The 16573-nt window shown below is 68.3% G+C and carries 12 protein-coding genes; 6 read left to right on the forward strand and 6 right to left on the reverse strand.

All coding sequences use genetic code 11. The features are described from left to right. Nucleotides 1-28 precede the first annotated feature (28 nt). Nucleotides 29-2134 carry a prolyl oligopeptidase family serine peptidase gene (locus ON41_RS27510; protein WP_051162621.1) on the forward strand — a complete coding sequence of 702 codons (2106 nt, stop codon included), beginning with the start codon at nucleotides 29-31 and terminating at the stop codon, nucleotides 2132-2134. A 6-nt stretch (nucleotides 2135-2140) separates the two neighbouring features. On the opposite strand, the gene ON41_RS27515 is transcribed toward ON41_RS27510, so the two are convergent. Beyond that, nucleotides 2141-2581 (reverse strand): SRPBCC family protein, encoded by a 441-nt coding sequence (locus ON41_RS27515; protein ID WP_040750775.1) that lies wholly within the window; start codon nucleotides 2579-2581, stop codon nucleotides 2141-2143. 292 nt (nucleotides 2582-2873) lie between these two features. Between ON41_RS27515 and ON41_RS27520 the strand changes: the two genes are divergently transcribed. Beyond that, a complete protein-coding gene (locus ON41_RS27520; protein ID WP_083905684.1) occupies nucleotides 2874-4160 on the forward strand; it encodes a TetR/AcrR family transcriptional regulator in 1287 nt (428 codons plus the stop codon). A 4-nt stretch (nucleotides 4161-4164) separates the two neighbouring features. Here the strand turns inward: ON41_RS27520 and ON41_RS27525 are convergent, their stop codons facing one another. Beyond that, nucleotides 4165-4872 carry an NUDIX hydrolase gene (locus ON41_RS27525; protein WP_040750776.1) on the reverse strand — a complete coding sequence of 236 codons (708 nt, stop codon included), beginning with the start codon at nucleotides 4870-4872 and terminating at the stop codon, nucleotides 4165-4167. A gap of 57 nt (nucleotides 4873-4929) precedes the next feature. Further along, nucleotides 4930-5283 carry a winged helix-turn-helix transcriptional regulator gene (locus tag ON41_RS27530; protein ID WP_040750762.1) on the reverse strand — a complete coding sequence of 118 codons (354 nt, stop codon included), beginning with the start codon at nucleotides 5281-5283 and terminating at the stop codon, nucleotides 4930-4932. Between the two features lie 145 nt (nucleotides 5284-5428). Between ON41_RS27530 and ON41_RS27535 the strand changes: the two genes are divergently transcribed. Then, nucleotides 5429-6736, forward strand: coding sequence for an MFS transporter (locus tag ON41_RS27535; RefSeq protein ID WP_051162623.1), 1308 nt, complete (start codon nucleotides 5429-5431; stop codon nucleotides 6734-6736). Between the two features lie 65 nt (nucleotides 6737-6801). Here the strand turns inward: ON41_RS27535 and ON41_RS27540 are convergent, their stop codons facing one another. Continuing rightward, nucleotides 6802-7326 carry a hypothetical protein gene (locus tag ON41_RS27540; RefSeq protein WP_157185643.1) on the reverse strand — a complete coding sequence of 175 codons (525 nt, stop codon included), beginning with the start codon at nucleotides 7324-7326 and terminating at the stop codon, nucleotides 6802-6804. Between the two features lie 621 nt (nucleotides 7327-7947). Between ON41_RS27540 and rpoB the strand changes: the two genes are divergently transcribed. Beyond that, complete coding sequence (rpoB, locus tag ON41_RS27545; protein WP_221333299.1) at nucleotides 7948-11445, forward strand: DNA-directed RNA polymerase subunit beta; 3498 nt, start codon at nucleotides 7948-7950, stop codon at nucleotides 11443-11445. Nucleotides 11446-11613: 168 nt separating this feature from the next. Here rpoB and ON41_RS27550 read toward each other — a convergent pair whose 3' ends face one another. Together ON41_RS27550 and mftF are read right to left on the reverse strand one after the other, a co-directional pair. Continuing rightward, nucleotides 11614-12972, reverse strand: a complete 1359-nt coding sequence (locus tag ON41_RS27550; RefSeq protein ID WP_040750763.1) for a GAF domain-containing protein — start codon at nucleotides 12970-12972, stop codon at nucleotides 11614-11616. Nucleotides 12973-13035: 63 nt separating this feature from the next. Next, a complete protein-coding gene (mftF, locus tag ON41_RS27555; protein WP_040750766.1) occupies nucleotides 13036-14433 on the reverse strand; it encodes a mycofactocin biosynthesis glycosyltransferase MftF in 1398 nt (465 codons plus the stop codon). A gap of 403 nt (nucleotides 14434-14836) precedes the next feature. Between mftF and mftR2 the strand changes: the two genes are divergently transcribed. Further along, complete coding sequence (mftR2, locus tag ON41_RS27560; RefSeq protein ID WP_246829616.1) at nucleotides 14837-15496, forward strand: mycofactocin system transcriptional regulator MftR2; 660 nt, start codon at nucleotides 14837-14839, stop codon at nucleotides 15494-15496. A gap of 55 nt (nucleotides 15497-15551) precedes the next feature. Next, nucleotides 15552-16573: ferredoxin--NADP reductase (locus ON41_RS27565; protein WP_040750767.1), on the forward strand; the 1022-nt coding region annotated here is incomplete at its 3' end.

Genomic DNA, 16573 nt, shown 5'->3' on the forward strand with positions numbered 1-16573 from the left:
CCGAACAGCCGATCTCGGGGAGGGGACTATGGTTGGTCCGGGTACGAAGCTGACGCGCTGGGCCGCACCGATATCGGTGGCGATCCTGCTCACCGCCTGCGGGGGCGCCTCGGCCCCCGATGATCCCTTCCGGTGGCTGGAGGAGTCGGGCAACCCGCGCGTCACGTCGTGGGTGGAGGGCGAGAACACCAAGACTCTCGGAGTCCTGCAACAGGATCCGCGATTCGCGGCCAATCTGAACGACGCGCAGCAGGCGGGACGATCCCCGGACCGGCTGCCGACGCCCAAGATCATCGACGGCGAGGTCTACAACTTCTGGCAGGATCCCGACCACGGCCGCGGCATCTGGCGCAAGACGTCCGTCGCGGACTACGAAGCGGCCCAGCCGAATTGGGTGACCGTGCTGGACATCGACGCGCTGGCCCGCGACGAGGGGAAGAACTGGGTCTGGCAGGGCGCCGACTGTTCACCCGTCACGGAATCGCACTGCCTGATCTCGCTCTCCGAGGGCGGCGAGGACGCCGCGACGATCCGCGAATTCGACACCCACACGCGGCGTTTCGTGGCGGACGGCTTCGTCCTGCCCCGCGGCAAACAGCTCACCAGCTGGTCCGACGACGACACCGTCCTGGTCTCGCGGGAATGGCAGCCGGGCGAGCTGACCACCTCCGGATATCCGTACGTCGTGAAGACGTGGCAGCGCGGGCAGCCGCTCGAGGCGGCCATCGAGGTCAGCCGGGGCGAGAAGACGGACATGCGGTCGGAGCCCCTGGTCGCGGCGGACGGCGACGGTCATCGCGTATCGCTGGTCGCGCGCTCGCCGTCGTTCTTCGAGCACGAGTACAGCCTGATCACCGCGACGGGTCTCCGGCGGATCGCACTGCCGCCGAAGTCCGCACCGATCGGACTGGTGGGCAATCGCCTGCTCGTCCAGCTCGACCAGCAGTGGAGCACCGCGGGCACGGAATTCCCCGCCGGATCGCTGGTTTCGCTCGACGCCGGCGATCTCGGCAGCGACCAGCCCCGCGCCACGGCGGTCTACACGCCGGGCCCGCAGGACAGCCTGCAGGACGTGTCCGCCACGCGCGACGGCGTCGTCGTGACCGCCCTGCACGATGTGCGCGCCCAGGTCACCGTCTACCACCCGCGGCCGGACGGGACCTGGGCGGCCGCGCCGGTCGCCCTGCCGGACAACGCGTCCGTCACCGCCGGGGCCACCGATGCGCACGGCGCCCTCGCCTATCTGACGGTCGACTCGTTCCTCACGCCGCCCGCGCTCTGGCGGCTGGACACCACCACCGCTCGGGCCGAGGTCGCGAAAAGCACGCCACCGCAATTCGATCCGTCGCCCTACGTGGTCGAACAACAGCACGCGACGTCGCCGGACGGCACCGTCGTACCGTATTTCGTCGTGCACCGGGCCGGTACGGCGCTCGACGGCACGACTCCCACGATCCTGACCGCCTACGGCGGCTTCGGGATCGCGCAGACGCCGCATTACGAGCCCACCCTCGGCATGCTGTGGCTCCGACACGGCGGCGCGCTCGTGCTCGCGAATATTCGCGGCGGCGGCGAATTCGGCCCGGCCTGGCACGAGGCCGCGCTGACCACCCACCGCCAGCGCGCCTACGACGATTTCGCCGCCGTGGGAAAGGATCTCGTCGCCCGTAAGATCACTTCGCCACAGCGGCTGGGCATCACGGGGCGGTCGAACGGCGGACTGCTCATGGGCGTCGAGTTCACGCAGCACCCGGAGCTGTGGAACGCCGTCGACATCGGCGTCCCGCTGCTGGACATGCTGCGCTACGAGCAGATCGCCGCGGGCGCGTCCTGGGTCGGCGAGTACGGCAGCGTGGACGTGCCCGAGCAGCGCGACTTCCTGGCGTCCATCTCCCCGTACGAGCAGCTGAAACAGGGTACGGCGTATCCGGAACCGTTCGTCTGGACGACCACCAAGGACGACCGCGTCGGACCGCAGCACGCCCGGAAGTTCGCGGCGAAGCTGGCGTCGTTCGGCGCTCCGTACCTGTTCTACGAACCGTCCACCGGCGGCCACCGCGGCAGTACGAACATCGACGACCAGGCGACGATCACGGCACTGCGCTACACCTATTTCATGCGCAAGCTGATGTAGCCCGCGCTAGCGGCGCAACTCGCGCTCGGCCGTGGCGAGTACCGAATGGATGCCGATGGCCACCATCGGCGCCAGCGCGGCGGTGTACATATCGGCGAAAAGCGGTGCCGCCACCTCGAATTGGGCGTGCCATCGCACCCGGGTGCCGTCCTCGACCTCGTCGAACCACAGCGACCCGTCCTGGGATCGCAAGGGCGGAAACGAATTCAGGCTCCGATACCGCAGGAAGCGCGGGGGATCGTATTCGACGATCTCCTCCGTCATTCGCAGCATCGGCGTCACCACGAGGCGTACGGCGCCGACGCCGTGCTCGGCGACGTTCCCGGGGCGGACCAGCGTGACCCGCCGCACGAACGGGGCGCGCTGTAAGTTCGTCGCATCGGTGACCCAGTCGAACACATCGCCTACAGGCGCCTGGATGGTGCGTTCCAGGTCCACCGTGCGCATCGGTACTCCGTTCGGCATCAGGGTTGTGCGGTTCGCAGCGCAGCCTACGGTCCGAGTCCTACACCGAGCGAGGACAACGTATCGAACCGATGCGATTTCGATACGCCGCCTCAGCCTTCGGCGCCGGAGCCGAGCCGCCGGGCGATGCGTTCCTCCCCCGGATTCGAAAGATACTGTGGCCGAGCCTGATACGAAAATCATCCGCGCGACCGGCAGCACCGACGCTGCCACGGCCCACCACCACCGGTAACATGGATCAACGGCAAATCGCCTGGTCGCTACCATGGCGGGGATGAGTATCACGCCGAATCCGGCGGGGCACCGCGCAGCGCAGCGAACAGAGGAGCCGATGACGAACACCGCCGCCCCGGGGCCGGACACGCCGCAGCGCGTGATCCGCCGCCGCCCGAAGAACCGGCGAGCGCAGATCGCCGCGACCTCGGCGGCCGCCTTCGGCGCGCTCGGATACCACGGGGTGAGCATGGAGGACATCGCCTCCCGCCTCGGCATCAGCTCGGCCGCCCTGTACCGGCACTATCCCAGCAAGTACGCGCTGTTCCGCGAGGAACTACTGCGCCTGAGCGCGGCCACCGTCGCCGCGGTCACCCTGCCCGAGGACGCCGGGGACTGGGCCCCGCGGCGACGCCTGGGCCACGTCGTCGACGCGGTGATCGCCGATACCATCGCCAACCGCCCGACGGTGACGCTGGTCCGCTGGGAGCGCCGCTACCTCGACGAGACCGACCGCAAGACGCTCGACGACCAGTTCACCGATGCCGTGGCCGTCGTGCGCGACCTCATCGGCGAGGTACGGCCTGACCTGTCCCGCCGCGATCGCGCCGTCCGGTCGGTCGCGCTGTTCAGCGTGATCAGCAGCATCGGCGACCACCACGCCGCGCTGCCCGCCAAATCTCTTGCGGCCGTGCTCAACTCGGTCGCCTGGTCGCTGATCGACGCCGAACTTCCCGCCGCCGAGGCCACCGCGCACCGGCCGCGCGCGGTGGAGATCCCGCAGTCGTTCAAGCACGAACTGCTGCTGAAGAAGGCGGTGGAGCTGTTCCACGAGCGCGGGTATCCGAACGTCAGCGTGGAGGACATCGCGACGGCGGCGGAACTGTCCGCGGCCTCGGCGGTCTACCGCTACTACCGCAGCAAGAGCGATCTGCTGGCGGCCGCCTTCCGGCGCGCGGCCGACCGGGTCTCGGGGGCGATCGGCCCGGCCACGGCGTCGGCCGATCCCGCCGAGGCGCTGTCCACGCTGATCGAACTCTACGTCGCGGGCTCGTTCGCCGAGCGCGAGCTGACCTTCGTCTACTACGCGGAGTTCAGCCACGTCCCGGCCGAGGAGCGCACCGTCCTGCGCAATATCCAGCGGCTGATCGTGGCCGAATGGGGCAAGCTGCTGATCGCCGTGCGGCCCGAACTGACCGAGGGGCAGGCCCGCATCCTGGTGCAGGCCGCCTTCGGCCTGGTCGTCGACCTGGGCCGGGCCTTCGACGACAACGGCCGGATCTGCCCGCAGGACCGGGTCATGCAGTTGATGGAGGTCATACTCTTCGGTGCGCCGCGGCCGCGATAGGCGGTCAGGCGGGCCGCAACATCGGCGGGTGCAGCATGCGGGCCGGTCCGGCGCGGAACAGTTGGGCGGGACGGCCGCCGCCGACGGTGGTGCGCCCGGTCGGCTCCACGAAACCCGGTGTGCTGGTGACCTTTCGATGAAAATTGCGCGGATCGATGGTGGTGCCCCACACCACCTCGTACACCCTGCGTAGCTCGGCCACGGTGAACTCGGCCGCGCAGAAGGCCGTTGCCAGCGGGGTGTTCTCGATCTCGGCCCGCGCGCGCTCCACCCCGTCGCTGAGGATCCGCCGATGGTCGAAGGCGACGCGGCCCCGATCGATCGTCAGCTGCTGCACCGACCACAGCGCGGCCGCGGAGGCGTCCGGTCCCGCCTGCGGCGCGGGCAAATTCGGCACCAGCGCGAGATAGGCCGTGCTGATCACCCGCCCGCGCGGATCACGTCCCGGTTCGCCGTAGGTCGCCAATTGTTCGAGATGCAGACGGTCGGCGCGAATACCGGTCTCCTCCCGCAGTACTCGCACGGCCGCCGCCGATAAACTCTCGTCCTGCTGCACGAATCCGCCGGGCAGTGCCCACCGTCCGCGATACGGCGCGAACAACCGTTGCACCAGCAGCGCACACAGCGTGTCGTTGGTCGTCCTCCGCGCACCCAGGGTGAGCACAACCAACTCCACCGACACCGCGGCATTCAGGCGAAAAGCATTGCCCATGATCATGATTGTATTCGTCACGGTGACGATAACCAGGGTGAGCGAATCCGGTGCGAATTATCCGAATCGGCGAGCGTACTCGTCGCCCCACCGATTCAGTTCGGCGACGAAGTCTCGCAAGCCCGCTCCGGTCGAGGTCAGCGAGTATTCGACCCGAGGCGGCACCTCGGCGTACGCGTGCCGAGTGACGATGCCGTCCTGCTCGAGTTCGCGGAGTTGCCGGGTGAGTACACGCGGGGTGACATCACCGACCCGGCGGCGAAGTTCGCCGTAGCGCAGCGGGCCGTCGAGGAGGTTCTTGACGACCGTCATCTTCCAGGCGCCGCCGAGCACCGCGACCGCGACCTCCACGGGGCACACCTCCATCGCCCGCCGGACCGGAACCCGGACCTCCGTCGCCTCGGTGATCATCGCGACTCCTCCCGTCTTGCTGCATCGGTATCCCCACCGTCCATATGGACGAAATTGTGCATACTCACGATCTCGCGCATTGGTTGCTAAACAGGATACGACGTGACGTCGCCCCGGCGATACGAACGGCATCGAGGAGCACCCTGTGACAATCCACGACCGACGCACCGACCTGATCGATACTTCCCGGACCCGGTGGCATCCCGCCTGGACGATGGTGGCCGTCGCCGCCCTCGCCCTGGTCGCGGCGGGTTCGTTCACCACCATCGCCGGACTCGTCACCGGACCGCTCGTGGATTCGCAGGGCTGGAGCCGGACCGGAATCGGCGTGGGCGTCGGGATCAACATGGTGCTGTACGGAGCCGTCGCGCCCTTCGCGGCGGCGGCCATGGACCGCTACGGGCTGCGCCGGGTCACCGCGCTCGCGCTGGCGCTGCTCGTCGTCAGCTCCGTATTGCTCACGACGCTGGTTCCCTCGGTCCTCTGGTTCGTCCTGTGGTGGGGACTGCTGGTCGGGGTCGGCACCGGCGCCGTGACGATGGTCTTCGGGGCGACGGTGGCGAACCGGTGGTTCCACGAGAAGATCGGTCTGGCCACGGGCCTGCTGACGGCCGCGAGCGTCGTCGGCCAGTTCGCGATGCTGCCGCTGCTGTCGGTGGTGTTGTCGCACAACGGATGGCGGGGCCCGGTGCTGGTGTGCGGCGGGCTCGCGGTGGTGGCCCTGATCGGCGTGCTGGCACTGCTGGCTGACACTCCGCGCGTGGTCGGGGCGCTGCGTTACGGCGCCGGCGATACGGGCGACGACGGCACGGTGCCCGCGGGCAACCGGACCGTCAACCCGTTCCGCCGCACCGTGGCGGCCCTCGCCGCCTGCCTGCGGGACACTCGATTCTGGGTGCTGGCGTTCATGTTCGCGCTGTGCGGCGCGACGACGAACGGGCTGATGTGGAGTCACTTCACCCCGGCGGCGCACGATCACGGCATGGCCGCGACCTCGGCGTCCGGGCTGCTCGCCATCGTCGGGCTCACCAATATCGCCGGCACCGTCGGCGCGGGCTGGCTCGGCGACCGGATCGAGCCGCGGATCCTGCTCGCGCTGTTCTTCCTGGGCCGCGGCCTCTCGCTGGCCGCGCTGCCCATGCTCTTCACGGCCGGGATCAGCCCCAGCCTGGTGGCGTTCGCGGTCGCCTTCGGAATCCTCGACGTCGCGACCGTGCCGCCGACGCTCGCGCTGTGCCGCCACTACTTCGGCGACAACGCCGCCCTGGCCTTTGGCTGGATCAACGTCTTCCACCAGATCGGGGCCGGATCGATGGGCCTGATCGGCGGTTTCATCCGCGACGTCGACGGTTCCTACACGCCGGTGTGGATCGCCGGCGCGGCCGCCTGCGTCGTCGCCGCCGTATTGGGGGCGACGACGTCACGGATTCATGGTCTGCGGACGACCGCCTGACATCTCCGCCGCGCCGTGGTCACTTTCCCGCGCCGGCGATCACCCCGATGTTTCCCTCGCCGCACTCAGCGGGGTGGGAGGAGCATCGGGACCGGCTCGTAGACGGTGACGAGCACGACCACATCGCCGTAGGGAGCCGCGCCGCGGGCCACGCGATGGGCGAAGCGCGCCAAGGGCATTCGCCACTTGTACTTGGCGTCGATCTCCGACTGGACGAACGGCAGCAGCGTGCCGCCGGTCACCACCTGCGCCCGCCCCTGCCGCTGCTGGGATCCGAGGGTCGGGCTGCCGCGCCAATCGCCCGGCTGCACGAGCACGCGGCCGTCCGCCACCAGCTGATCCGGCTCCGACGAATGCGACGAGACTCGAAACGCGAGCTGATTGTGCCCGATCGGAATCACCAGCCGCGGCACCGTCACCAACTGCTGCGGACCCGTAACACGGGTCACCAGAACCGTTTTCGCGTCCTGCCAGATCGACGCCGCGGCCGGATGCCCGGGACCACCCCACGCAGGACGCTCCCCCGCACCCGGTTCCGGCCGGGCGAATCGCAGCTCGCCGCTCGGCACATCAACCAGGGTTCCACTCATCAGATTCGATCCTTTCCGGTGACGGTCTCCGTCGGCACACACCCCGTCACCCGACCCGTCCACCGCGCCGACTTCCCTCTGATCGGCCGCCGTAACGCCAGCATTACAGACCGTCCAGTCGGCTCGATTCGCGCGTTCGGCCTTTGCGCTGATCACCGCCGATAACCGCCGCGCGACCTGTGCCCGAGTTCACAACGAACGGGACTCGGCACGGCGCTTCGGCGAAAATGAAAACGGCTCCGCTCGACGACGCGCCACAGGGAGGTTCGGGGCATTTGCCACGAACGTCGCGATACCGCCCTAACGTGCCCTGACCTGCCGGTTTCGATCGCCTTGACGAACAGTGGATCGAGATGCCATTATTAAAGGGGGAAGGCACCGAGATTCAGGTGCTTATTTTGTCATTCCTCTAGACTTCTACCCATTCCGGGTGTACTTTGAGACTTCGCGCCGGGGCGCGCGCTGTCCGACTCTCGAAATACGAAATGACCGTGGAAAGCGGCGCTGTCTGCCTGCTGCCTTCCACCCGTCGCTGTCGAGTCATGTCCGGAGGGCGACCGCCGCGCTGCGCACTGTTCACCACGGCCCACAGGACAAGCAGATACCGTGACGACCGCGCGTATGCGTGGGCGGCGCGAGGTGCTGGAAGGACGCATCTTGGCAGTCTCGAGTCAGACCACGACCAATGCCGGATCACCCACCATCCCGGGGGCGCCCGCCAGGGTCTCCTTCGCCACACTCCGTGAGCCCCTGGAAATCCCGGGGCTGCTCGAGGTTCAGACCGATTCCTTCGACTGGCTGATCGGCGCGCCCGCCCGAAATGGGAACGGTACGGCGCGCACGGGCGGATTGGCGGAGGCGCTGGCGGAGGTCAGCCCGATCGAGGACTTCGCCGCGACGATGTCGCTGACGCTCTCCGAACCACGCTTCGAAGAGGTCAAGGCCTCCATCGAGGAGTGCAAGGACAAGGATATGACCTACGCGGCGCCGTTGTTCGTGACCGCGGAGTTCATCAACAACAACACCGGTGAGATCAAGTCACAGACGGTTTTCATGGGTGATTTCCCGATGATGACCGACAAGGGCACGTTCATCATCAACGGCACCGAGCGTGTGGTGGTGTCGCAGCTGGTGCGCTCGCCGGGTGTGTACTTCGACGAGTCGATCGACAAGACCACCGAGAAACTACTGCACAGCGCCCGCATCATCCCCAGCCGCGGCGCCTGGCTCGAACTCGATATCGACAAGCGCGACACCGTCGGCGTGCGCATCGACCGCAAACGCCGCCAGCCCGTCACGGTCCTGCTCAAGGCGCTCGGCTGGACCGGTGCGCAGATCGCCGAGCGGTTCGCGTTCTCCGAGATCATGCTGACGTCACTGGAGAAGGACAACACACCCGGCACCGACGAGGCGCTGCTCGACATCTACCGCAAACTGCGCCCCGGCGAGCCGCCGACCAAGGAGTCCGCGCAGACCCTGCTGGAGAACCTGTTCTTCGCCGAGAAACGCTACGACCTGGCCCGCGTCGGCCGCTACAAGATAAACAAGAAACTCGGCCTCCGCACCGGCGACGCCCGGGTGCTCGCCGAGGAAGATCTCGTCACGATCATCGAGTACCTGCTGCGCCTGCACCGGGGCGACCGGGAGATGACCGCCCCCGGCGGCGTCGAGGTCCCGGTCGAACCCGACGATATCGATCATTTCGGCAATCGCCGGGTGCGCACCATCGGGGAATTGATCCAGAACCAGTTCCGGCTCGGGCTGTCCCGCATGGAACGCGTTGTCCGCGAACGCATGACGACGCAGGACGTCGAGGCCATCACGCCACAGACGCTGATGAATATCCGGCCCGTCGTCGCGGGCCTGCGCGAGTTCTTCGGCACCTCGCAGAGCTCGCAGTTCCTGGACGAGCGCAATCCGCTCGCGAGCCTGACCCAGAAACGCCGTATGTCCGCGCTCGGGCCCGGCGGCCTGACCCGCGAACGGGCCGGCCTCGAGGTTCGCGACGTGCATTACAGCCACTACGGCCGGATGTGCCCGATCGAGACGCCGGAGGGGCCGAGCATCGGCCTGATCGGCTACATGTCGGTCTTCGCGCGGGTGAATCCGTTCGGATTCCTCGAGACGCCCTACCGCAAGGTCGTCGGCGGCAGGGTCACCGACGAGGTCGACTATCTCACCGCCGACGAAGAAGACCGCGTGGTGGTCGCGCAGGCGAATGCGCCGCTCGACTCCGAGGGACGTTTCCTGGATGCGCGGATCGCGGTGCGCCGCAGGAATTCCGAGGTCGAACTTGTGAATTCCGCCGAGATCGACTATATGGATGTGTCGCCGCGCCAGATGGTTTCCGTTGCCACGGCCATGATTCCGTTCCTGGAACACGACGACGCCAACCGCGCCCTCATGGGCGCGAATATGCAGAAGCAGGCGGTACCGCTGGTCCGCACGGAGGCCCCGCTGGTCGGCACCGGTATGGAACTCCGGGCCGCGATCGATGCCGGTGATGTCGTGGTGAACGAGAAAGCCGGTGTGGTGGAGGAGGTGTCCGCCGACTACCTCACGGTGATGGCCGACGACGGCACGCGCAAGTCCTATCGGATGCACAAATTCTCCCGGACGAATCAGGGGACGTGCGCTAATCAGCGTCCGATCGTGGACGAGGGTCAGCGGGTGGAGCGGGGTCAGGTGCTGGCCGACGGTCCGTCCACCGAGAACGGTGAAATGGCCCTCGGCAAGAACCTTTTGGTCGCGGTCATGCCGTGGGAGGGACACAACTACGAGGACGCGATCATCCTGTCGCAACGCCTTGTCGAGGACGATGTGCTGACCTCGATCCACATCGAGGAGCACGAGATCGACGCGCGGGATACGAAACTCGGGGCCGAGGAGATCACCCGGGATCTCCCGAATATGTCCGATGACGTACTGGCGGATCTGGACGACCGCGGCATCGTGCGTATCGGTGCCGAAGTCCGCGACGGTGACATCCTGGTCGGCAAGGTCACGCCGAAAGGCGAGACCGAGCTGACGCCGGAGGAACGCTTGCTGCGGGCAATCTTTGGTGAGAAGGCCCGCGAGGTTCGCGACACGTCACTGAAGGTGCCGCACGGTGAGTCCGGGAAGGTCATCGGTATCCGAGTGTTCTCCCGCGATGACGACGACGATCTGCCTCCGGGCGTGAACGAGCTGGTGCGCGTGTATGTGGCCCAGAAGCGCAAGATCCAGGACGGTGACAAGCTCGCCGGCCGCCACGGCAACAAGGGCGTCATCGGCAAGATCCTCCCCAAGGAGGACATGCCGTTCCTGCCCGACGGGTCGCCGGTCGACATCATCCTGAACACCCACGGTGTGCCGCGTCGTATGAACATCGGCCAGATCCTGGAAACCCACCTCGGCTGGATCGCCAAGAGCGGCTGGAACATCCAGCTCACCGACGGTGCCCGCCCGGACTGGGCCCGGCGCCTGCCGGAGGAGCTGCTGTCGACCGCACCGGAAACCAACCTCGCCACACCGGTATTCGACGGCGCCCGCGACGAGGAACTCACCGGACTGCTCGCCTCCACCCTGCCCAACCGCGACGGCGAGGTCATGGTCGGCGCGGACGGCAAGGCGACCCTCTTCGACGGCCGCACCGGCGAACCCTTCCCGTACCCGATCGCGGTGGGCTACATGTACATCCTGAAGCTGCACCACCTGGTGGACGACAAGATCCACGCGCGCTCGACGGGCCCGTACTCGATGATCACGCAACAGCCCCTCGGCGGTAAGGCGCAGTTCGGCGGCCAGCGCTTCGGCGAAATGGAATGCTGGGCCATGCAGGCCTACGGCGCCGCCTACACGCTCCAGGAACTACTCACCGTCAAATCCGACGACATAGTCGGCCGGGTCAAGGTCTACGAGGCAATAGTCAAGGGCGACAACATCCCCGACCCCGGAGTCCCCGAATCCTTCAAGGTCCTCCTCAAGGAACTCCAGGCCCTCTGCCTCAACGTAGAAGTCCTCTCCGCCGGCACCGCCATAGACCTACAACCCACCGACGACGACATCGACCGCACAGCAGCCAACCTGGGCATAACCCTCTCCGCCCCCGAACCCACCACCAACGACCTCACGGGGTGAGCGGTGGCTCGTCGGTGCCGGACCTTCCCCGGGACCGGCACCGACGAAGCCTCGGGTGGCCCTACTTGAAGGTCTTACTTGGCCACTCCGAGGTTCAGGGTACCCGGATATGCCGACAAACCCGACCGTTGGGCGGTGTGAGGGCAGTGCAGCGGCGGGCTCGTGGGGTCAGGTGGTGGCGCCTCGGGTGAGGAGGGGGTCGGCGGCGGCGCGGCGGTCGAGGAGTCGGATCTTGGCTTCGATCTGCGTGTACAGCGGCGAATCCCGTTCCACCACGCCGCGATAGGCGGCCCAGGCGGTGACGTCGTCGCGGCCGTCGGCGCCGGATGTCCAGCGGCTCAGCACCTCCGGATCGCCCGAGCGCAGCACCGCGGCGCGCAGGCGCACCCGCACCGAATCGCGGATATCGATCACGCCCGGCGCGGCCGAACGCGGTAGCACCGGACCGGCGTACAGCCGCACCGCGGCCGCCGCGTCGCCGGCGTCCAGGGCGGACCGCAGCGCATCGATATCCGTTGCCACGCCACCCCGGAGCCGGTACGGGCGCGAGCCGAGCGCCTCGGGCCCGACCACCGACCGCAGCCGCGACAGCGCCGCGCGGATGGTGGCGTTGTCGAGACCACCGTCGTCGAGCAGCAGCGCCAGATGGTCCGCGGACAGGCCCGCGGGATGTTCGCCCAGCAGCAGGAGGATCTCGGCGTGCCGCTGCGATACCGTCGTCCGCTCGCCGGACGAGATCAGTTGCGGCTGCCCGCGCCCCAGGACCTCCAGGCTCAGCGCCGGGAGATCCGCCGAAACGGCCGCGCCGCCAGCACGATCCGCATCCCGCCGCCGGTACGCCGCCAGCGCCAGTTCCAGTTCGGCCGCCGTCGCCGCGGCCTTCACCAGCGCCAGGATCTCCGGGCGTGCTGCCCGCGTCCCGCCGACGATCATCAGCACGCCCAGCGGCCGCCCGCCCGGATCGTGGACGGGCGCGGCCGCTCCGGTGATCTCCCGCATCCGCCGCAGATAGTGTTCGGGCCCGTGCACCCAGGCCGCGCGGCCGGTGCGCACCACCAGGCCCACGGCATTCGCGCCGGCGCGGCGTTCCCCGAGGTCGTCGCCCTCGCACACGCCCGATTCGGCCACCGCCGCAACCCGATTCGGATTGCCGAGCACCCACAGCGCCCGGCCGTACTGGTCCGCGACCACGACGACCAGGCCCGCGCGGGCGGCATCCTGCAACAGCAACGTGTCCACCAGCGGCAGCACCGCGGCGATCGGATGGTTGTCGCGGCAGCGGGTCAGATCCGCGCCGCGCAGTCCGCGTCCGTCCCGGACACTCGCCGGATCGAGACCGTCGCGCAGGCAGCGCAGCCAGGAGTCCAGCAGCGGCGGCCGCAGCAGCCCCGGCAACCGGCGCAGGGCCGCGCCGCCCTCCTCGAGGTGACAGTGTGCCTGGGCAGCACAGGCTTCCAGCTCACCGAGTCGCGTCTCGGGCTCCGCCTCGTGCGCTAGCGCACCGGCGACTGCGAAATTGCCGACCATCCGCCTTCTTTCCGGTACCGGACTGTACCGGCAGGACGGCGCGGCGGCACACGAAGGCGGGCCTTAGTGCGGCGGCACCACCGGGCGCAGCGCGGTCATATTGCGGGCCCGGGCGGCGCCCCACCACAATCCGGTGCCGTAGGCGAGATCGTCGAGCCGCTTACACGCGACATACCGCAGGGGATCCAGCCCGCCGGTGTCGCGATGGGTGAACCAGTCGGCCAGGCCGTCGGCCAGCGCCAAGGTCACCGCGATCCGCCGGACCCGCCGCGACACCACCATCGCCAGCACGGTGACGGGCCAGTAGTGCCGGCACAGCGCGGACACGATCCGCCACACCCCGCCGGAGAATCCGCGCGCCAGCTGGATCGCGGCCACCCGGGTGGGATTGTCGAGTTCGGCGAAGACCCGGCGTAATCGCACCAGCGCCGCCACCAGCGTGGCCAGCCCGCCCAGCACGCCCCAGCCCGACGCGGTCGCCAGCAGCGCCGTCGCCACCACCGACCAGAACGGCACCGAGATCGGCGCCACCATGCCCGCGTGCCCGCGCGCCAGCGGCGCCGCGCTCGCGCCGTGGGAGACCTTGCCGCCGAACCACTTCCCGAACGACACCGGATAGTCGTAGGCGACGTGCGCGGCCGGCTCGTAGCGCAGCCGCCAGCCCGCCCGCTCCATCCGCCAGCACAGATCGATATCGGCCGACGAGCCCATCCGCTCGTCGAAACCGCCCTCGTTCAGCAGTGCGCGCCGCCGCACCAGCAGCGCCGCACCGGGCACGTACGAGACCGCGCCGCGCGAGGTGACCGCTGCCTCCCGCCGGCCGTGGTCCAGCGTCGAGCGGGTCTGCTCGTAGCGGCCGAGCACCGTGGTGTCGGGTTCGCGCGCGACGATGCGCGGGGCCACCAGCGCCACCTCCGGATCGCTGAAGTGGCCGAGCATCACCTCGAGCCAGCCCGCCTTCGGCACCACGTCGGAGTCCAGGAAGGCCACGAATTCGGTTGTCGCCGCCCGCAGCCCGGCATTGCGCGCGGCGGCCAGGCCGTGGCGGCGATCGTGCCGCAGCACCGTCACCCGGCAGCGGCCGCGCTTCGCCGGTATCCGGACCGGACGATCGGAGCCGTCGTCGACCACGACCACGCTGTGCCCGCGCAGCGTGCCGAGGAGTCGCTCCAGGCCGGCGGTGTCGTTGCAGTGCGGGATGACGACGGTGACATCCTCGGGCGACGGCAGCAGTCGCGGACGGGGATTGCCGACGCCGGAATCGAGCAGCCGTCTGGCAACCACCGCCGACGTGGGATCAGTCACCTCGAGATACCCGTCACCGATCAGGGCGGCCGCCTCCGGAGCAAGTCGCAGCAACCTCGTCGGCGAACCACCGACCAGGAACCGCCCACCGGAGTAGGTGCGCACCCGAGGATCGATACGTACCCCGAACCCGTCGGGCAGTCGATCGTGGCGCATTCCAGGGATGCTATGCGCTGATTGCCGTTCGGGCATCCCCTGTCGAAAAAAACGGACCGAATTCCGAAGGAATACCGCACGCCTCGCTCCGGGGCACCGCCGACGACCGGGCGGCTATTCGTTCCGATAGCTGGTTATCTGTTGGCTACCAGATGATTGCGGTGCTGCAGAACACCTTCTGCCGGTGCGCAGTTCACCTTTGGCTAATGCACTCTTGCGACCGCAGCGATGCGCGGTCACGATCCGTCGAGCACACGCGAACCCGGACGCAGGGGCGCGTTCTAGACTGCGGAGGGAAACGGCAGGTGAAACGAACAGCAGATGACGGATGGCCGCCACACGGACGATGCGGCAACTGTCTCGAGGCGGCATGGGAGTCGGAGGATGCAGACGAGCGGAGGCTGTGACACAGCGGGGCGACGGCTTGCGTAATCACGGAGGGGCCGGGGGCGGCGCCAACCAGACACTGTCGGAGTCCGAAATAGTCGAAGCCGCGTTGCGGGTCGTGCGCGAGGACGGCGTGGAGAAGCTGTCCATGCGGCGGTTGTCGCGCGAACTGGGCGTCTCGCCGATGGCGCCCTATTACTACGTCGCCGACAAACGCGAACTACTCGACCTGGTCGCCAAAGCGGCGCTGACGGGCGTCCGGAAACCGGCGCCGGAGGAAGGGCCGTGGCAGCACCGGCTGCGCGACCTCATCGATCAGATCGATGAGAAATTGCGCAAGCACCCGGGTCTCGGCGATGTGCTGATCGAGCAGATGCTCGGCAAACAGCTCGATCTCATCGCCTCTGTGATGGAGATCCTGTTCGACGCCGGCTTCGACGACCGCAATGTGCTGGCGGCCTATGCGACCATTCACACCTATCTGTTCGGCCGCGCCCGGGTGAATCCGCGCGATCGCTCGGCGCTGACCGACACCCAGCTGCCCGAGGCCGTCGCGCGCGCGATGCGGCACATCGGCGATCTGCGCGGCAAGTACACCTACGACTTCGGCATGGAGGTGCTGATCGCGGGTCTCGAGGCCCAGCTTGTCCGGCAGCGGGATAGCCACGTACGATGAAATTAGAACACGTTCTAGTTTCGGCGGCTCGGACTGCCTGGCTCGAGAGGACATCATGACCACTGTCGACGTACCGCACAGCTCGCGATCGGCCGTGCTGCGGGTCTCCGCGGTCATCGCCGAGACGGGCGATGCCTGCTCGCTGGTGTTCGACGTGCCCGAGGACCTGCGCGAACGGTTCTCCTACCAGCCCGGTCAGTTCCTGACGCTGCGTATACCCAGCGACCGGACGGGCTCGGTGGCGCGCTGCTACTCGCTGGCCAGCTCGCCCTACACCGACGACCGGCCGAAGGTGACGATCAAGCGCACGGTCGACGGGTACGCCTCAAACTGGGTGTGCGACAACGTGCAGGCCGGCGACGAACTCGAGGTGCTGCCGCCGTCGGGCATCTTCACCCCCAAGAATCTCGACGAGGATCTGCTGCTGTTCGCCGCGGGCAGCGGGATCACGCCGGTGATGTCGATCCTGAAGTCGGCGCTGGCCCGCGGCGACGGGCACATCGTGCTGGTCTACGCCAACCGCGATCCGGAGTCGGTGATCTTCGCGAGCGAGCTGCGCGAGCTGGCGGAGAAGCATCCGCAGCGGCTGGTGATCGTGCACTGGCTGGAGACGCTGCAGGGCCTGCCGAGCGTCGAGGCGCTGGCCGCCGTCGCGGAGCCATACCTCGAGCACAGGGCCTTCATGTGCGGGCCCAAGGCGTTCATGGATCGGGTGCACGATGCGCTGGCGCAGCTCGAGGTCCCGCGCAACCGCACCCACGCCGAGGTGTTCAACTCGCTGTCCGGCGATCCGTTCGCCGATGCCGCGCCGGTCGAGGTGAGCGCCGAAGAGGAGGCCGACGCCGCCACCGTCGAGGTGGAGCTGGACGGCGAGGTGCACAACATGTCCTGGCCGCGCCGCCAGACGCTGGTCGACATCATGCTGGCCAAGGGCATCGACGTCCCGTACTCCTGCCAGGAGGGCGAATGCGGCTCCTGCGCCTGCACGGTCCTCGAGGGCAAGGTCGAGATGGACAACGACGAGATCCTGGACCCGGAGGACATCGAGGCGGGATACATCCTGGGCTGCCAGGCACA

This window comes from Nocardia transvalensis NBRC 15921 (assembly GCF_000308875.1).
Lineage (GTDB): Bacteria > Actinomycetota > Actinomycetes > Mycobacteriales > Mycobacteriaceae > Nocardia > Nocardia transvalensis.